11 protein-coding genes are annotated in these 15,581 nt (G+C 64.0%); 4 read left to right on the top strand and 7 right to left on the bottom strand.

The window, feature by feature from the left end; genetic code table 11:
• Nucleotides 1-41: 41 nt before the first annotated feature.
• The 3 genes from R3D65_RS14385 to R3D65_RS14395 form a co-directional block, all read right to left on the bottom strand.
• Entirely contained in the window at nt 42-818 is a 777-nt protein-coding gene (locus R3D65_RS14385) for a hypothetical protein (protein ID WP_371275931.1), read from the bottom strand.
• A 152-nt stretch (nt 819-970) separates the two neighbouring features.
• A complete protein-coding gene (locus R3D65_RS14390) occupies nt 971-3,292 on the bottom strand; it encodes a putative bifunctional diguanylate cyclase/phosphodiesterase (protein ID WP_371275932.1) in 2,322 nt (773 codons plus the stop codon).
• A 109-nt stretch (nt 3,293-3,401) separates the two neighbouring features.
• Nucleotides 3,402-6,881: an indolepyruvate ferredoxin oxidoreductase family protein gene (locus R3D65_RS14395; protein ID WP_371275933.1), complete on the bottom strand. Its 3,480-nt coding sequence runs from the start codon at nt 6,879-6,881 to the stop codon at nt 3,402-3,404.
• A gap of 423 nt (nt 6,882-7,304) precedes the next feature.
• On the opposite strand from R3D65_RS14395, the gene R3D65_RS14400 reads away from it, so the two are divergent.
• The 3 genes from R3D65_RS14400 to R3D65_RS14410 all read left to right on the top strand — a co-directional run bounded on the left by R3D65_RS14400 (nt 7,305) and on the right by R3D65_RS14410 (nt 10,891).
• Nucleotides 7,305-7,907: a TRAP transporter small permease subunit gene (locus R3D65_RS14400; RefSeq protein WP_371275934.1), complete on the top strand. Its 603-nt coding sequence runs from the start codon at nt 7,305-7,307 to the stop codon at nt 7,905-7,907.
• Nucleotides 7,907-9,817, top strand: a complete 1,911-nt coding sequence (locus R3D65_RS14405) for a TRAP transporter large permease subunit (protein ID WP_371275935.1) — start codon at nt 7,907-7,909, stop codon at nt 9,815-9,817. The genes R3D65_RS14400 and R3D65_RS14405 overlap by 1 nt, the downstream gene beginning before the upstream one ends.
• A gap of 108 nt (nt 9,818-9,925) precedes the next feature.
• The gene (locus R3D65_RS14410; RefSeq protein ID WP_371275936.1) at nt 9,926-10,891 is read left to right on the top strand and encodes an alpha/beta fold hydrolase; all 966 of its coding nucleotides are present in this window, start codon (nt 9,926-9,928) and stop codon (nt 10,889-10,891) included.
• A gap of 3 nt (nt 10,892-10,894) precedes the next feature.
• Here the strand turns inward: R3D65_RS14410 and R3D65_RS14415 are convergent, their stop codons facing one another.
• Nucleotides 10,895-12,016 carry a TRAP transporter substrate-binding protein gene (locus tag R3D65_RS14415; protein WP_371275937.1) on the bottom strand — a complete coding sequence of 374 codons (1,122 nt, stop codon included), beginning with the start codon at nt 12,014-12,016 and terminating at the stop codon, nt 10,895-10,897.
• 256 nt (nt 12,017-12,272) lie between these two features.
• On the opposite strand from R3D65_RS14415, the gene R3D65_RS14420 reads away from it, so the two are divergent.
• A complete protein-coding gene (locus tag R3D65_RS14420; protein WP_371275938.1) occupies nt 12,273-13,073 on the top strand; it encodes a gamma-glutamyl-gamma-aminobutyrate hydrolase family protein in 801 nt (266 codons plus the stop codon).
• On the opposite strand, the gene R3D65_RS14425 is transcribed toward R3D65_RS14420, so the two are convergent.
• From R3D65_RS14425 to R3D65_RS14435, 3 genes are all read right to left on the bottom strand, one after another.
• Nucleotides 13,019-13,420 (bottom strand): hypothetical protein, encoded by a 402-nt coding sequence (locus R3D65_RS14425; protein ID WP_371275939.1) that lies wholly within the window; start codon nt 13,418-13,420, stop codon nt 13,019-13,021. The genes R3D65_RS14420 and R3D65_RS14425 overlap by 55 nt on opposite strands.
• A 60-nt stretch (nt 13,421-13,480) precedes the next feature.
• Nucleotides 13,481-14,503, bottom strand: coding sequence for a LacI family DNA-binding transcriptional regulator (locus tag R3D65_RS14430; protein ID WP_371276050.1), 1,023 nt, complete (start codon nt 14,501-14,503; stop codon nt 13,481-13,483).
• Between the two features lie 71 nt (nt 14,504-14,574).
• Nucleotides 14,575-15,513 (bottom strand): DMT family transporter, encoded by a 939-nt coding sequence (locus R3D65_RS14435; RefSeq protein ID WP_371275940.1) that lies wholly within the window; start codon nt 15,511-15,513, stop codon nt 14,575-14,577.
• Nucleotides 15,514-15,581 lie beyond the last annotated feature (68 nt).

Consider the following 15,581-nt stretch of genomic DNA (forward strand, 5'->3'; position numbering starts at 1 on the left):
GCCCCGGGACGATCCCGGGGCAAGTTTCCTGCATCCTGCCGTCAGGCCGCTTCGCCGATCAGGTACTTCGCGGACGGAAGGACAGACAAGGGTGCATCCATGCCGATGCCGGGCCGCGAGAAGAGCATGCGCCCCTCGGCTTCGGTGAACTGGAAAAACGGGAAGCGCTCGACCGTCGTGGCGCCGAACCGGGCAATGTCGCCTTCATAGAGCGGTACGCTGCAGTTCACCGCGCCCTTGTAATCGCGTGCCTCGGCGATTCTGTAGAAGCCGAACATCCGCTTGTAGAAGACCTCGTGGTCGTCCCGCAGCATGGTGATGTAGTAGGGAACCTGAAGGTACTTGCACGCCACATAGGCCAGCCGCATGGTCACGGTCGGAATCATGATGGAACCCGAAACGATGTCGGGATCGACCGCAAGCTTGCTCGGATCGATGTAGCTGTCGCCCGATTGCAGGCGCGGCAGCAGGATGTCGCTGTACATGTCCATGGCCGGCGAGCGCGGAAAATCGCGCGACGCATGGTGAAGACGGATCGTCGCCACCAGCGCCTCATCGAGATAAACCCCGAAGATATAGGCGTTTTCGTCGCCATCATACGTGTCGATGATCTGTTTCGACTCGTTCTGCATGACGAGGCTGTTCTGCAGGTAGGACTTGTAGCGCAGCCGGGCGATGTCCTCCAGCGCCTCGCCGCCGCTCACCCGCCGGTACTCGATCCTGTCGAGATACGCCAGGAACCGCTTCAGCATTGCACCCCGGGCCGACGCAGTCTTGGTCACCCGGCCAACGACGGCATGCTCACTTGCCGCATTCATGGCCATCCCCTCGTAATAAGACCCTGCAACCACAGGATAGGGAAACGCCTGCCAGCTAGAAAGCCCACAAATGCACGGATATCATTTACCTTAGGTTAACCTTAACAAAAAGTTAATTACTTACATTTTATTCAAGGGCGAAATCCTGCCCTTCAGCCCTGTGTTGTGGAAGTATTGCGCTGTTTTTCCTTGAGCGGACGGATGGCCTGGATCATGGCCGCGATGCCGCGCTTGGACAGCGGCGCGCCGAACAGGAAACCCTGGATGTAGTCGGGATGCACCGATTCGGCCAGCAGACGGAACTGCTGCTCGGTCTCGACGCCTTCGATCGTCACGGCGAGCCGCAGCCGGCGCGACAGTTCGACCACACCCTTCAGCAGTTCCAGCGACTTCGGGTTGGTCTCCATTTCGGAGAGGAACGAGCGGTCGACCTTGATCTTGTCCAGTGGCAAGGCATTGAGATAGCCGAGATTGGAATAGCCCGTCCCGAAATCGTCGAGCGCGATGGTCACGCCAAGGCCCTTGAGTTCCTGCAGATAGGCCCAGGTCTTCGCCTTGTCGTCCACCAGCGCCGTTTCCGTGACCTCGATTTCGAGCCGTGACGGCTCCAGCCCGGCAAGCTTGAGCGCGTGCTCCACCGTCGCCACGATCTCCGGCGAACGGAAGTCGTTGGCCGACAGGTTGACCGAGACGCGGATGTCGCCGGGCAGTTCGGCGCAATCCTGTGTCGCGCGCTTGAGGACATGGGCCGAGATCGAGGAGATGATGCCCATTTCCTCGGCCAGCGGAATGAAGATCGAGGGCGGAATGTTGCCCAGTTCCGGATGATGCCAGCGGCACAGCGCCTCGCAGCTTGCCACCTGCAACGTCCGGGCATCCACGATCGGCTGGTACAGCACCGACAATTCGTCGCGCTCGACAGCCCCGCGCAGTTCGCCTTTCAGCTTCTGGCGTTCCCGGAACGCCCGGTCGAGGGTTTCCTCGAAAAGCTGCCAGCCGTTCTTGCCCAGGCCCTTGGCCTTGTAGAGGGCGAGATCGGCCTTGACGATCAGGTTGTCCACGCTCGTGTCGCGCACCTTGGCCATGACGGCACCGCCGCTGACCTGCAGCGACAACAGGTTGCCCGCCACATCGGCCGGAGCCTTGAGCCGGGCATAGAGAGCGTCGATCCGGGCACTGAGATCGGCCTCGTCGTGCACGTCGTCGAAGAAGACCATGAACTCGTCGCCGCCGAAGCGCGAAATCTTCAGATGGTCTTCGTTCTGCGACATCAGGCGCTCTGCCAGGGCAAAGATCAGGCCGTCGCCGACGGGATGGCCGAGCGCGTCGTTGATCCCCTTGAAGTCGTCGAGATCGAGCACGAGCATGCCGCACAGCCGTTCCGGATCGCCATCGGACAGGGCCTCGGCCACGATTTCCTGGAAATAGCCCCGGTTGGCCAGGCCCGTCAGCGCGTCGAAACGCGCCATGTAGCGGATCTTTTCCTGCGAGGCGATGCGCGAGGACACATCCTCGAACGTGATCACGGAAAGGTCGTCGTCGCCCTCGCGTGCCGAAAGCTCGAAATAGCGGCCGTCGGTCAGCTTGATGAGAACCTTGCGGTTTCGCCCTTCGCGGATGGCCCGGGAGAGCTCCACCGCGATGTAGCGCGCATCCCGCCGGTCGAGCAGGCCGGCGGCGACGCCGCGATTGAGCAGCGCGTGGAAGACGCGGCCCTGCATCTGTTGCGCGCTGCGCAGCCCGAAGAAGTCGGAGGCACGCGAATTGGCCACCACGATCTTCTCGCGGGCGTCCAGCATGACCAGGCCATGCGACATGGTGTTGAGCGCCTTGTCGAAACGCATCGCCAGCGCGCTGACCTTCTTCTTTTCCCTGAGAAGCGAGAGCACCTTGTCGCGGATATCGGTCGAGAAGGTCTGGATGGCGAACAGGAAGGGCGCGAGAAGCAGGCCGAGCACGACATGGTAGATGTCCAGGCGCGCGATCAGCGTCGCCGAAATCGGCAGGGAAAGGAATGTGTTCAGCACGAACACCATGCGCGACGAGCCGTAATTGCGGCCCGGAATCGACACCGCCGTCGCCAGTGCGAGGCTGATCGAGGCGACCTCGGCGAATTCGTCGCGGACGAAATAGATGCTGTAGACGGTGAAGACGCCCAGGGCCGCGCCGTGCAGCGCGCCCACGGCGATATAGGCCCATTCACGCCGCTTTGCGTCGGCCAGCGTCGTGGCCACGCCGGCATTGCGGTAGCGCTGTACCGTGAAATAGCGAAGCAGGCCGACAGGCAGAAGCCCCACCGCGATGTAGCCGAAGACCGCGTCGCCGGTCTTCCAGTAGACAAGCAACAGCATCGCGATCTGGGTCGCGACGCCCATGATGAGCGTGCGTCCGTTCTCGAAGAGCGACTGCACGAACGCGATATAGAACTCGTCGTGCGTCTGGTCCTGGACTGTTTTTCTGTTTTTGTCCTGCATGCGCCAGATCCGGTACCCGGGACCTGCCTTTTCGCATTGCAGACTTAAGAAACCCTTATGTCACGGGCGCTTGCAGCCATTTTTCCGCCATTTTCCTGCCCGGCGCCCTTCACTCGGCGGCCTGCAGCGCCGTTTCCGGCGCCGGGTCGTCGAAGCGCTTGAGCGCCAGCGCGCGCGCAGCCTCCGCCTTTTCGGCATTGGCCGCCTTCACATGGCCGAAACCGCGGATCATGGAGGGTATGCCCGCCAGTTCCAGCGCGGGCCCGATGCGCGCACGGTCGAGGCGGCGCGCAATGGCTTCCACATCGCCGGCATAACGCTCGCGCAGCGCCCGCTCCATCCGCCGTTCAGCCGTATGGCCGAACGGGTCGAAAACGGTTCCGCGCAAGCCCTTCATGTGCGCCAGAACCCCGAAGAGCCGCATCATCCATGCCCCGTAGCGGGACTTGCGCGCATGCCCCTTGCCGTCCTTGCGCGCCAGGATGGGCGGCGCCAGATGGAATTCCAGACGGTCATACCCGGAAAACTCGCGCGCGACCTGGCGCTTGAAGGCACCGTCCGTGTAAAGACGCGCGACCTCGTATTCGTCCTTGATCGCCATCGCCTTGAACAGGTTGCGCGCCACGGCCTCCGTCACCGCGGTGGAACCCGGCGCCGCCCTCGACTCCGCCTCGCGCACCTTTTCCACCAGACCGCGGTAACGCTTCGCATAAGCGCCGTTCTGATAGCTTTCGAGAAAGGCTTCCCGCCGCGCGATGATCTCGTCCAGCGTCTCGGCCGAAAAGTCCGGTCGCGCGCGGCCGCGCAGCCGGTCAACCAGCGCCTCCACGCTGCCCCGGTCATGGGCAGCCCGGCGGCCCCAGCGAAACGCCTCGATATTCATCTCGACGGCCTGGCCGTTGAGCCGGATCGCCTGTTCGAGCGCCTCGCCCGAAACCGGCAGCCCGCCAAGCTGGTAGGCGAAGCCGAGCATGAACATGTTGGCGCCCAGCGAATTCCCGAACAGCGTCGTCGCGGTGCGCGTCGCGTCGAAGAAATGCGCCTTGTCCTCTCCGGCGGCCTTGCGGATGGCCTGCTTCAGCCGCTCCGTCGGCAGCGAGAAATCCGGCGAGCGGGTGAAATCACCCGGCATCACCTCCGCCGTGTTGGTGACGAACAGCGTCTCGCCCTCCCGCGTGGCCGACAGCACCTTGGCCGAGCCGGAAACCACCAGGTCGCAGCCCAGCACCAGGTCGGCCTTGCCGGCCGAAACCCGGATGGCATGAATATCCTCCGGTGTGCGCCCGATGCGCACATGCGAATAGACGGCTCCGCCCTTCTGCGCCAGGCCCGCCATGTCGATCATGCCGCAGCCCTTGCCCTCCAGATGCGCCGCCATTCCCAGGATTGCACCGATCGTCACGACGCCGGTCCCGCCGACGCCATCGACCACGGAGGACCATCCGCCCTCCGAAAGATCGAACAGGGCCGGCGCGGGCACGCCCTCCAGCGGATCCTGCTTCAGCGATGCGCCTTCCGACTTGCGGATCCTTGCCCCGTGCACCGTCACGAAGGACGGACAGAAGCCTTCGAGACAGGAGAAATCCTTGTTGCAGCTCGACTGGTCGATGCGCCGCTTGCGGCCGAATTCGGTCTCCACCGGCTGCACCGAGACGCAGTTGGACTTCACGCCGCAATCGCCGCAGCCCTCGCAGACCAGTTCGTTGATGATGACCCGCTTGTCGGGGTCGGGAAAGGTGCCCCGCTTGCGACGGCGCCGCTTTTCGGCCGCGCAGGTCTGGTCGTAGATCAGCACCGAGACGCCCGGCACCTCGCGCAATTCGCGCTGCACCGCGTCCAGTTCCTCCCGGTGATGGATCGTGGTGCGCTCCGGAAACGCCAGGACGCCGGCAAACTTGTCCGGCTCGTCGGTGACCACGGCGATCCGCTCCACGCCTTCGGCACGCACCTGCGCGGCAATATGGTCCACCGACAGCGTGCCCTCGTGGGGCTGTCCGCCGGTCATGGCCACGGCGTCGTTATACAGGATCTTGTAGGTGATGTTGACGCCGGACGCGATGGCATAGCGGATCGCCAGCGAGCCGGAATGGTTGTAGGTGCCATCGCCAAGGTTCTGGAACATGTGCGCGCGCTTGGAGAACGGCGCCTGCCCCACCCATTGTGCGCCCTCGCCGCCCATCGCGGTGAAGCCCACCGTGCTGCGGTCCATCCAGAGTGACATGAAATGGCAGCCGATGCCGGCGCCGGCCAGCGACCCTTCCGGCACACGGGTCGACGTGTTGTGCGGGCAGCCGGAACAGAAATAGGGCGTGCGCACCGCCACATCCTTCGTGTCGGCCAGCATGGCCTGGAACTGGCGCATCTGCTTGACACGCGCCTCGATCTCCTCCGACGGGCCGATGACCCTGAGCACACGCTCGCCGATCGCGACGGCAATGTCATTGGGGTCAAGGGCGCCCTTGACGGGAAAGAGCCATTCCCCGCGCTCGTCCTTCTTGCCCACAACGGTCGGCTGGTTCGCGGTTCCGTAGAGATCCTCGCGCACCTGCACCTCGATGAGCGAGCGCTTTTCCTCCACCACGATGATCGTGTCGAGCCCGAGCGCGAATTCCTTGATGTGCTCCAGGTCGAGCGGCCAGGGACAGGCCACCTTGAACAGGCGAATGCCCATCCGGTTGGCCTGCGCCTCGTCAATGCCCAGTTCGTCCAGCGCCTCGCGCACGTCGAGATAGCTCTTGCCGACGGTGATGATGCCCAGCTTCGCGTTGCTTCCACCCGAATAGATGATCCGGTTGAGCCCGTTGGCACGGATGAAGGCGGCCGCGGCGGCGCGCTTGTAATTGTGCAGCCGCTCTTCCTGCCCGATCTGGTTCAGCTCGTGGCGGATGTTGAGCCCGCCCCTGGGCATCTCGAACTCCGGCAGCACGATGTTCAGCCGGTCCAGCGATACGTCGACGGAGGCCGTGGATTCGATATTGTCCTTGACGCATTTCAGCGCGGCCCACGTGCCGGCGAAGCGCGACAGCGCGTAGCCGTAGAGCCCGTAATCGATCAGTTCCTGGACACCTGCCGGATTGAAGATCGGGATCATCGTGTCGACGAACAGGAACTCCGTCGCATGAGCATTGGTCGAGCTTTCGGCGGTATGGTCATCGCCCATCAGCGCCAGCACGCCGCCATGTTTCGAACTGCCGGCCAGGTTGGCGTGACGGAACACGTCGCCGGACCGGTCCACGCCCGGCCCCTTGCCATACCACATGGCAAACACGCCATCCTTCGTGCCTTCGCCCAGCAGTTCCGTCTGCTGGCTGCCCCAGCAGGCCGTGGCCGCCAGTTCCTCGTTCAGGCCTGGCTTGAAGACGATGTCATTTTCAGCGAACTCCCTGCGCGCCTTCCAGAACTGCTGGTCCAGCCCGCCCAGCGGCGAGCCGCGATAGCCGGAAATGAAGCCGCCGGTGTTCAGTCCGTTACGCCGGTCCATTTCGCGCTGCATCATCAGCATGCGAACGATGGCCTGTGCGCCGGAAACGAAGATCCGGTTCTTGGACAGGTCGAACTTGTCGGCAAGGCTAACCGCGTGCAGCGTCATGGTGTCATTCCTCCGGAACGGGCGTTCTCAAGCGCCCTCTTATTACATGGTCAGTTTTCTGCGCCGGGCAAATCCAGTCAACGGAAATCGGCGGCAGGGCCGACATTGGCAAGGCCATTGACGCCAACACGCAGAAACCATTCATAAAAATACCGGATCACGCGTTTTGACGTAACGGAATTGCCGCGCACCCGGTCGCCATGCGCGCCAGCTTGAGGTGCCAAGGCGCCAAATTGGTAAATTTAGTTATCCAGTTTCTTTTCCCGCAGGCCGAAATCTGCTAACCCGCATCGTCGGGCTGTCCGCGGCCCGTGTGGCAATGGTATTCCTGTCGACAAGCGCGCCAGCGTGTTGCACTGTCGGCGCGGCCGGGTTTCCGGAAGAAAACGCCAGCAGGGCAAGCCGGCGTCAGGGAGGGCATGCATGAACGGTCTCTTGGCGGTCTCGCGATTGATCGACCGCGTCAACGAATTCATCGGCAGGCAGGTCTCGTGGCTGATCCTGGCCGCGGTCCTGGTATCCGCCTACAATGCGACGGTTCGCTATCTCGGCGACGGCCTCCCGGCCTATCTGCCGATCCCGCGCGCGTCGAATGCGCTGCTTGAACTGCAATGGTATCTCTACGGCACGGTCTTCATGCTGGCCGCGGCCTACACGCTGCTGAAGAACGAGCATATCCGCATCGACATCGTCTCCAGCCGGATGACCAAGCGCATGCGCGACAAGGTCGATCTCTTCTGCCACACGTTTTTCCTGATGCCGTTCTGCCTGCTCATGGTCTGGCTGGCCTGGCCCTGGTTCTGGCGCTCCTACAACAGCGGCGAGGTTTCCGCCAACGCCGGCGGCCTCATCCTCTGGCCGGCCAAGATGATGGTGCTGATCGGCTTCCTGCTGCTGACCGCCCAGGGCATTTCCGAGATCATCAAGCGCATTGCCGTGCTTCGCGGCGACATCGACGACCCCATGCCGCAGCATGACCTGCCGCCCGAGGCCGAAGCCGCCCTCGACATCGAGGAGAAGCGCTGATGCTCGACCTGATCGCCCACGAACTCGCCCCGATCATGTTCATCTCCGTCATGGCGATGCTGCTGATCGGCTATCCGGTCGCCTTCACGCTTGCCGCCGGCGGCCTGCTCTTCTTCGCCATCGGCGTCGAGGTCTCCCACATCTCCAGCGAGATCCGCCTGTTCTGGCCGCTGCTCCAGAGCCATCCTGAGCGGATCTACGGCATCATGTACAATGACACGCTGCTGGCCATTCCCTTCTTCACCTTCATGGGGCTGATACTGGAACGGTCGGGCATGGCGGAGGATCTGCTCGACACGATCGGGCAGCTTTTCGGCCCGGTGCGCGGCGGCCTTGCCTATGCCGTCGTGCTCGTCGGCGCGCTTCTGGCAGCCACCACGGGCGTTGTCGCGGCATCGGTCATCGCCATGGGTCTCATCTCCCTGCCGATCATGATGCGCTATGGCTACAACCGCTCGTTTGCGACCGGCACCATCGCCGGATCGGGAACCCTTGCGCAGATCGTGCCGCCTTCGCTGGTCCTCATCGTTATGGCCGACCAGCTTGGCCGCTCCGTGGGCGACATGTATGTCGGCGCCCTGCTGCCGGCCGCCATCATCGTCGGTTCCTACTGCCTCTATGTCTTCGCGGTGACGCTGGTGAAACCGGACTGGGCGCCGGCGCTGCCCATGGAGGCCCGCACCCTGGGTGGCGGCGTGACGTCGCTGATCGCCATCATGGCGGTCTCCGTCGGCATCTATTTCGCCACCTATCACACCCTCTTCGCCGACATGCGTTACGAGGTGCGCCTCGTCTGGGCGGCCACCACCGCCGTGGCGGTGGCCCTGGCGGCCAGCCTGATCAACCGCCGCTTCAAGCTCGGCATCCTGTCGCGTCTGGCCGAACAGGTCATCATCGTGCTGATCCCGCCGCTGGCGCTGATCTTCCTCGTGCTCGGGACCATCTTCCTTGGCATTGCAACGCCGACCGAGGGCGGCGCCATGGGCGCGACGGGCGCGCTTGTCCTGGCGCTGCTGAAGCGCCGGATCGACTTCGCCGTCCTCAAGCAGGCACTCGATTCGACCACGAAGCTCACCGCCTTCGTCATGTTCATCCTGATCGGCGCGCGCGTCTTCGGCCTCACCTTCTACGGGCTGAACGGCAACATCTGGATCGAGGAACTCCTGCTGGCGCTGCCCGGCGGCGAATACGGCTTCCTGGTCGTCGTAACGATCATCGTGTTCATCCTTGGCTGCTTTCTCGATTTCTTCGAGATCGCCTTCATTCTCGTGCCGCTGCTGGCGCCGGTCGCCGAAAAGCTCGGCATCGACCTCATCTGGTTCGGCATCATCCTTGGCATCAACCTGCAGACGTCGTTCCTCACGCCGCCCTTCGGTTTCGCGCTCTTCTACCTGCGCTCCATCGCGCCCCGCTCGGAATGGCTTGACAAGGTCACGAACCGCAGGATGCCCGGCGTCAGGACCACCGAAATCTACAAGGGCGCCGTTCCTTACATCATCATCCAGTTCTGCGTGATCCTGCTGATCATCGCCTACCCGCGTCTGGTCACCCACTACAAGGACGACCAGAAGGTCTTCAATCCCGATGACATCAAGATCGAGGTGCCAAGCTTTGGCGGCGGATTGCAATTGCCGGGTTCGGCGCCCGGAAGCGACGGCGGCAATGGCGGCCTGCAGCTTCCCGGCCTGCAATTGCAGGGCTCGCCCAATTTCGGCGACCAGCCTGCCAGCGGCGGCAATGGCGGCAACACGCTGCAATTGCCCGGCTTGCAGCTCCAGGGCGCGCCGAATTTCGGCAATCAGCAGCCCGCGCAGCAAGGCGGGACCGGCAATGAGGGCCAGCAGGGTTCCGGTGGCGGTCTGCAAATGCCGAGCGGCCCACCGCGGATCGATCCCGCACCGGCCGACTAGCGGACGGTTCATCGCAAGACTTCGGGAAGCCGGGCCTGTGCCCGGCTTTTTCATGGGAACTGCAACAGCATCCGGCACGTTGAAACGTGTTCAACCGGATTGCCAACCATGCTTCAGGCCCCGCCCGCTCTCTGGATTTCCCGCCGCCCCGGTTCGCGGACGGTATTCCTGCACGGCATGGTCATGGCGCCCTGTTTCTGGCAAATCTATGCGCCGCCGGCATGCCGGCTGGGCATGTCCGCAGCCTATCCCCTGCCCGGCCATTTCCCCTGGACAGTTGGACGCGACGTCGAAGCAATGTCCCTGCCGGCGATTCTTGATGCCTATGCAGAAGCGATCGACCGGGATTTCGTTGGCCAGCCCGTCACGCTTGTCGGTCACTCCACCGGCGCCTTCATGGCAATGGGACTGGCCGCGCGCCATCCCGGACGCATAGGCAGCCTCGTGCTGATGGGCGCCCTGTCCTGCGGCGGCATGGACGGCTGCCAGCCCTTTGCGATGCGTCTCCTGCGCCTGCCCCGTTTCGGCCAGTGGGGATTCGAGCGGCTGCTGTCCTATTGGATTTCCACGCCCGGGCGGTTCATCGACGGTGCCCGCGCCTGCGTGGCCAACGCGGATGAACGCATGCACAGCCGCCGCGACCGGGCGGCGATCGAACAGGTGCGCCAGTCGCTGCTGCGAAGCCGCGCCGGCGAAATCGCGGCCCTCGTCCGGCTCCTGTCGCAGACCACGCTGTCCGGGTCCCTGGCCGACATCGCCTGCCCGGCCCTAAACATTGTCGGCGGGATGGACCGGGTGATCCGCCCGCGCCACCAGTTCAATATCCAGTCTGCCATGCCGTCCGCATCAACCCTGCTCCTGCCCCGCGCCGGCCACTTGCCCATGGTCGAACGCCCCCGCGAGGTCGCCGCCGCTGTAAAGGCCTTCTTGCACGATCACGGCACCGGCCCTGCGGCGGGCAAGCGTCCGCTCCGCCCTGCCGCCGGTTCGCTCCACCGGCAGCCACCGGCAAATGAAAAACCCCGGAGCGTTTCCGCTCCGGGGTCCGATGGTCTTGCCGCACATGCGGGCTGAAACTCAGAGTTTGCCGGCCTGCTGCTGGATCATCATGAACGTGTCGAACGTGTTCTCGGAGATCTGCATCCACAGATAGGCGTCTTTCTTGAACGCCAGCTGGTGATCGTAGATCTTCTTGAACGTGGCGTTCTCGGCCGAGATCTCCGCATAAGTTCCCTTGGCCGCCTCGTAGGAGGCTTCCAGGATTTCGCGGGAGAACGGACGAAGCTGCGCGCCGGCACCGACGAGACGCTTCAGCGCGCCCGGGTTCTTGGAGTCGTAGCTCGCCATCATGTCGGTATTGGCAGCACGGTTGGCAACCTCCAGAACCGCCTTGTAGTGATCCGGAAGCTCGTTGTACTTCTCCAGGTTCGCCATGGTGTGAAGCACCGGGCCACCTTCCCACCAGCCGGGATAGTAGTAGTACTGGGCGACCTTGTTGAAGCCGAGCTTCTCGTCGTCGTAGGGGCCGACCCACTCGGTCGCGTCGATCGTGCCCTTTTCAAGCGCGGCATAGATATCGCCGCCTGCGATCTGCTGCGGCACGACGCCAAGCTTCTCGATGATCTTGCCGCCCATGCCGCCGATGCGCATCTTCACGCCCTGCAGATCGGAAACCGTGTTGATTTCCTTGCGGAACCAGCCACCCATCTGCGTGCCGGTATTGCCGCACGGGAAGCCGATGAGGCCCTGCGTGGCGTAGAACTCGTTCATCAGGTCATTGCCCGAAACGCCTTCGGCATTCGGGTAATAGTACCAGGCGTTCTGCATGCGCGCGTTCAGGCCGAAGGGAATGGCCGTACCCAGCGCATAGACCGGGTCCTTGCCCCAGTAATAGTAGGACGCGGTATGGCACAGTTCCACCGTACCCGCCGAAGCCGCATCGGCAGCCTGAAGGCCCGGCACGATCTCGCCGGCCGCGAAGACCTGAATCTGGAAAGCGCCGCCCGTCGCGTCGCTGACAAACTTGGCCATGGTTTCGGCCGCGCCGTAAATCGTGTCCAGCGCCTTCGGGAACGAAGAGGTCAGACGCCAGGTGATCTTCGGGTTCTCCTGCGCGATGGCCGGAGCCGCCAGGCTCGAGGCGGCAGCAGCGCCCGCGCCGGCGAGACCGGCCTTCTTGATGAATGAACGACGATCCATGGATATCCTCCCATTGGTGATCAGAACAGAGGAACAATGCGCCCGGCGCCCTCACGCCCTCGCCCTTTTCCGGAGGCTATCAATACACGTTGAGGGCACGCTGTCCAGCACCGTGAAAATACGTGGCAAATTTTTTTTACCAGTTGGCATCCCTCGATAGCCAAAAGGGTTTTTGCCCTGATCTGCGCCGGCAGCCTCTGGCGAAGGGGCTTTTGGCCGATTATGTAGGGGCCTTGCGTACCTGGAGCATTCCCACATGACCCAACCTGTCGTTGCCGTCTCTGCCGACATTCGCGAATTCGACAACTATGTCTGGCACTGCGCGCCGGAAACCTATCTTGCCGCCGCGATGGATGTCGCCGGCGTGCTTCCCCTGGCGGTTCCGGCCATGGGTGCGCGGGTCGACGCGGCCGCCCTGATGGAGCGCATGGACGGCCTTCTGGTCACCGGGTCGCGCACCAATGTCCATCCCGCCCATTATGGCGTGGAAGCCAGCGAACGCCACGAACCGTTCGATCTAGCCCGCGACGAGACATCGATTGCGCTCATCCGCGCGGCCCTGGCGTTTGGCGTGCCGGTTCTGGCGATTTGCCGCGGCCTTCAGGAACTCAACGTGGCCCTTGGCGGCACGCTGGAAACGGAAATCCAGGAAAAGGAAGGCATCGACGATCACCGTGCGCCGCAAAGCGAGCGCAATGACGAACGGTTCGCGATCCGCCACCCCGCCCGGGTCAGGGAAGGATCGTGCCTCGCCGCCATTGTCGGCACCGGCGAGATCCAGGTCAACTCGCTCCATCGCCAGGCCATCGGCGATCTGGCTCCGGGCCTGTCGGTCGAGGCGCAGGCTCCCGACGGCACGGTGGAAGCCGTGTCGGTAACCGAAGCCAAGGCCTTCGCGCTCGGCGTCCAGTGGCACCCGGAATACTGGGCGAAAACGGACGAAACGTCGGCAGCCATTTTCCGCGCCTTCGGCGCGGCGGCCCGCCAGCGGGCAAGCGCCCGTCAGTCCACCGCCGAAAGCGCCATCAACCGTCCGGCGGGCGCCACCGCTTCATAGGCGAACCCCTCGCCCACGGCGAATTCCGCGACCGCGTCTCCCGCGGCATCCGTCAGGATGAGGCCGCCCTTGTGGCGCGCCACGGCGCTGGCATGCAGAAGCGGATTGGGAGCTCCATCCTGGCAGGTTCCTGCCGAGGCGGTGCCGGTATCGATGTCGAGGGACAACAGGCAGCCGGTCTTGCGGCCAGCAAGCCAGAGCCGGAATTGCGCCACCGGCGATGCGGATGCGGAAATGGCCGGAGCGCGGGTGTCGCCCTCGCCGTCAGGACGGATCGGTCCACCGGCTCCGTTCACGATCACCGCGGCACAGCCAAGGCCTGCCACCAGAACGACCAATCGCAACATGTCGCTCTCCCCGCTGTTTGTCTGGAGGCGAGCATGAACCCGATCCGGTTAACCGATCCTTTACGCGCCCGAAAGCGGCGCACCGGTGGACTGGCGGACCCTCAGTTCCGGGCAGATGAGTTCCTGCCCGCCATGAACCTCGTGTCCGGCAAGGCGGTCCAGCAGCGCCTTGGCCGCCCGGCGCCCCACCTCGCGCTGCCCGTTCCACACCGTCGTCAGGGCGGGCGTGGCAATGGCCGCTTCCTGCAGGTCGTCATAGCCGGTCACGGATATGTCGCTGCCCGCCGAAAGCCCCGCCCGTGCCAGCCCGTTCATCAGGCCGATGGCCACCAGATCGTTCCAGCACACGGCCGCCGTCGGGCACGGATCGAGCGCCAGCAGTTTCTCCGCCGCATCGAAACCGGCAAGCTTGGTGCGCGGCCCGGCAATGCGCCATTCCGGCTTCACCTCCAGCCCGGCCTCCTGCATGGCCTCCAGATAGCCCTGGAAGCGGTCGCGCCCGGTCGAGGTCTGGTCCGTGCCTCCCACCATGGCGATGCGCCGGTGGCCGAGTTCGATGAGGTGCCGCGTCGAAAGCCCCGTTCCATAGGCATCGTCGCCGCGAAAGACAGGCACGTCGGCGCCGGGCACGTTGCGCGCGATCAGCACCGCCGGCAACCCGTTCTTCTCCGCCAGTTCGATATCGGCCAGCGGCGTGCCGATCGCCGGCGACATGATGATGCCGTCGGCGCCCAGTTGCAGCAGCGTGTCGATGAAGGCGCGCTGCTTTTCCACCTGGTCGTAGTGGTTGGACAGCAGGAATGTCTGGCCGGAGCGATCCAGTTCGTCCTCGATGGAGCGCAGGATCTCCGCGAAGAACGGGTTCATGATGTCATGCACCACGACGCCGACAATGCCGGAGCGCGACGTGCGCAGGCTTGCCGCGCGGCGATTGTAGATATATCCGATTTCGCGCGCATGCGCCTTGATCCGCTCGCGCGTCTGGTCCGCGACCAGCGGGCTGTCACGCAATGCAAGCGAGACCGTGGCCGTGGAAACGCCCAGCGCCTCGGCAATCGTGGATAGTTTGATTTTCTGCGCCAGGGCCGCGGCCTCCCCCGCCTCGAACCGTCAATTAAACGTTTTAAAATTCCTAGCCGGGGCGGCCGGGCCTTTCAACGCTTTTTTGCCGGCAGGACCGAGCGGACGGGCGGCGTGGCCAGCGGCGCACGCCGGAGCATGCGCTCGCGATGGACGATATACAGGCCGGAAGCGATGATGATCAGCGATCCCCCCAGCGTCCAGCGATCCGGCAGGTCGGCGAAGAACAGCCAGCCGAAAAGCACCATCCAGACCATTTGCAGATAGGGATAGGGCGCCAGCGCGAAGACCGTGGCCCGCTTGTAGGCATTGATCAGCAGCCAATGGCCGATGCCGCCGAAAAAGCCGAGGCCGAGCAGCACCGCCCAGTGGAGCGGCGTCGGCGGAAGCGATCCGTAAAGCGGCACGGTGGGCGCCATCAGCACCGCCGGCGCGAGCGCGGAGTAGAAGATCAGGCTTTCCGGTGTCTCGCTGCCGCTCATCTTGCGCGTCGAGATCACGTAGAAGCAGTAGCTGAGCATGGCCAGCGTGACATACAGGTGGCCGATGCCGAGCACACCCATGCCCGGCCGCGTGATCACGAGAACGCCGACGAAGCCCACCGCCACCGCCATCCAGCGCCGCCAGCCGGCCCACTCGCCCAGAAGCGGGCCCGACAGCGCCGTGATGACCATCGGCGCAAAGAAGAAGATCGAGATCGTTTCGGCCAGTTGCAGGGTCTGCAAGGCAAGGAAATTGCAGAAGGTCGAGCCGAACAGGAACATCCCGCGAATGATCTGGCCGGGTATGCTCGCCACCTGGAAGATGGCCGGGCGGGACCAGCCGCGCAGCAGGATGAACGCCAGCACCGCGTGTTCCGCGAAGCGCGCCCAGGAGACGAAGCGGGCATCCATGCCGGAGGTGACGAGGAATTTCGCGCTCGAATCGAGGCAGGCGAACAGGAAACAGGCAGCAACGATCAGCAGGATCGCGGAGGTCGGCGTGGCGGTTTCGCCTGCGGCGGGCTGGGTCAAGCGGTCATCCTCTGGAATGCCTCTCGCTCTTCAACCGCCGCGCCGTTCCGCACAAGTCAAATTTTCTT

Source organism: Zhengella sp., assembly GCF_041397485.1.
In the GTDB taxonomy this organism is placed as follows: Bacteria; Pseudomonadota; Alphaproteobacteria; order Rhizobiales; family Rhizobiaceae; genus Zhengella.

Coding starts and splice junctions, on each gene's coding strand:
- R3D65_RS14385 (WP_371275931.1), bottom strand. CDS start 818: ATGAATGCGGCAAGTGAGCATGCCGTCGTTGGCCGGGTGACCAAGACT.
- R3D65_RS14390 (WP_371275932.1), bottom strand. CDS start 3,292: ATGCAGGACAAAAACAGAAAAACAGTCCAGGACCAGACGCACGACGAG.
- R3D65_RS14395 (WP_371275933.1), bottom strand. CDS start 6,881: ATGACGCTGCACGCGGTTAGCCTTGCCGACAAGTTCGACCTGTCCAAG.
- R3D65_RS14400 (WP_371275934.1), top strand. CDS start 7,305: ATGAACGGTCTCTTGGCGGTCTCGCGATTGATCGACCGCGTCAACGAA.
- R3D65_RS14405 (WP_371275935.1), top strand. CDS start 7,907: ATGCTCGACCTGATCGCCCACGAACTCGCCCCGATCATGTTCATCTCC.
- R3D65_RS14410 (WP_371275936.1), top strand. CDS start 9,926: ATGCTTCAGGCCCCGCCCGCTCTCTGGATTTCCCGCCGCCCCGGTTCG.
- R3D65_RS14415 (WP_371275937.1), bottom strand. CDS start 12,016: ATGGATCGTCGTTCATTCATCAAGAAGGCCGGTCTCGCCGGCGCGGGC.
- R3D65_RS14420 (WP_371275938.1), top strand. CDS start 12,273: ATGACCCAACCTGTCGTTGCCGTCTCTGCCGACATTCGCGAATTCGAC.
- R3D65_RS14425 (WP_371275939.1), bottom strand. CDS start 13,420: ATGTTGCGATTGGTCGTTCTGGTGGCAGGCCTTGGCTGTGCCGCGGTG.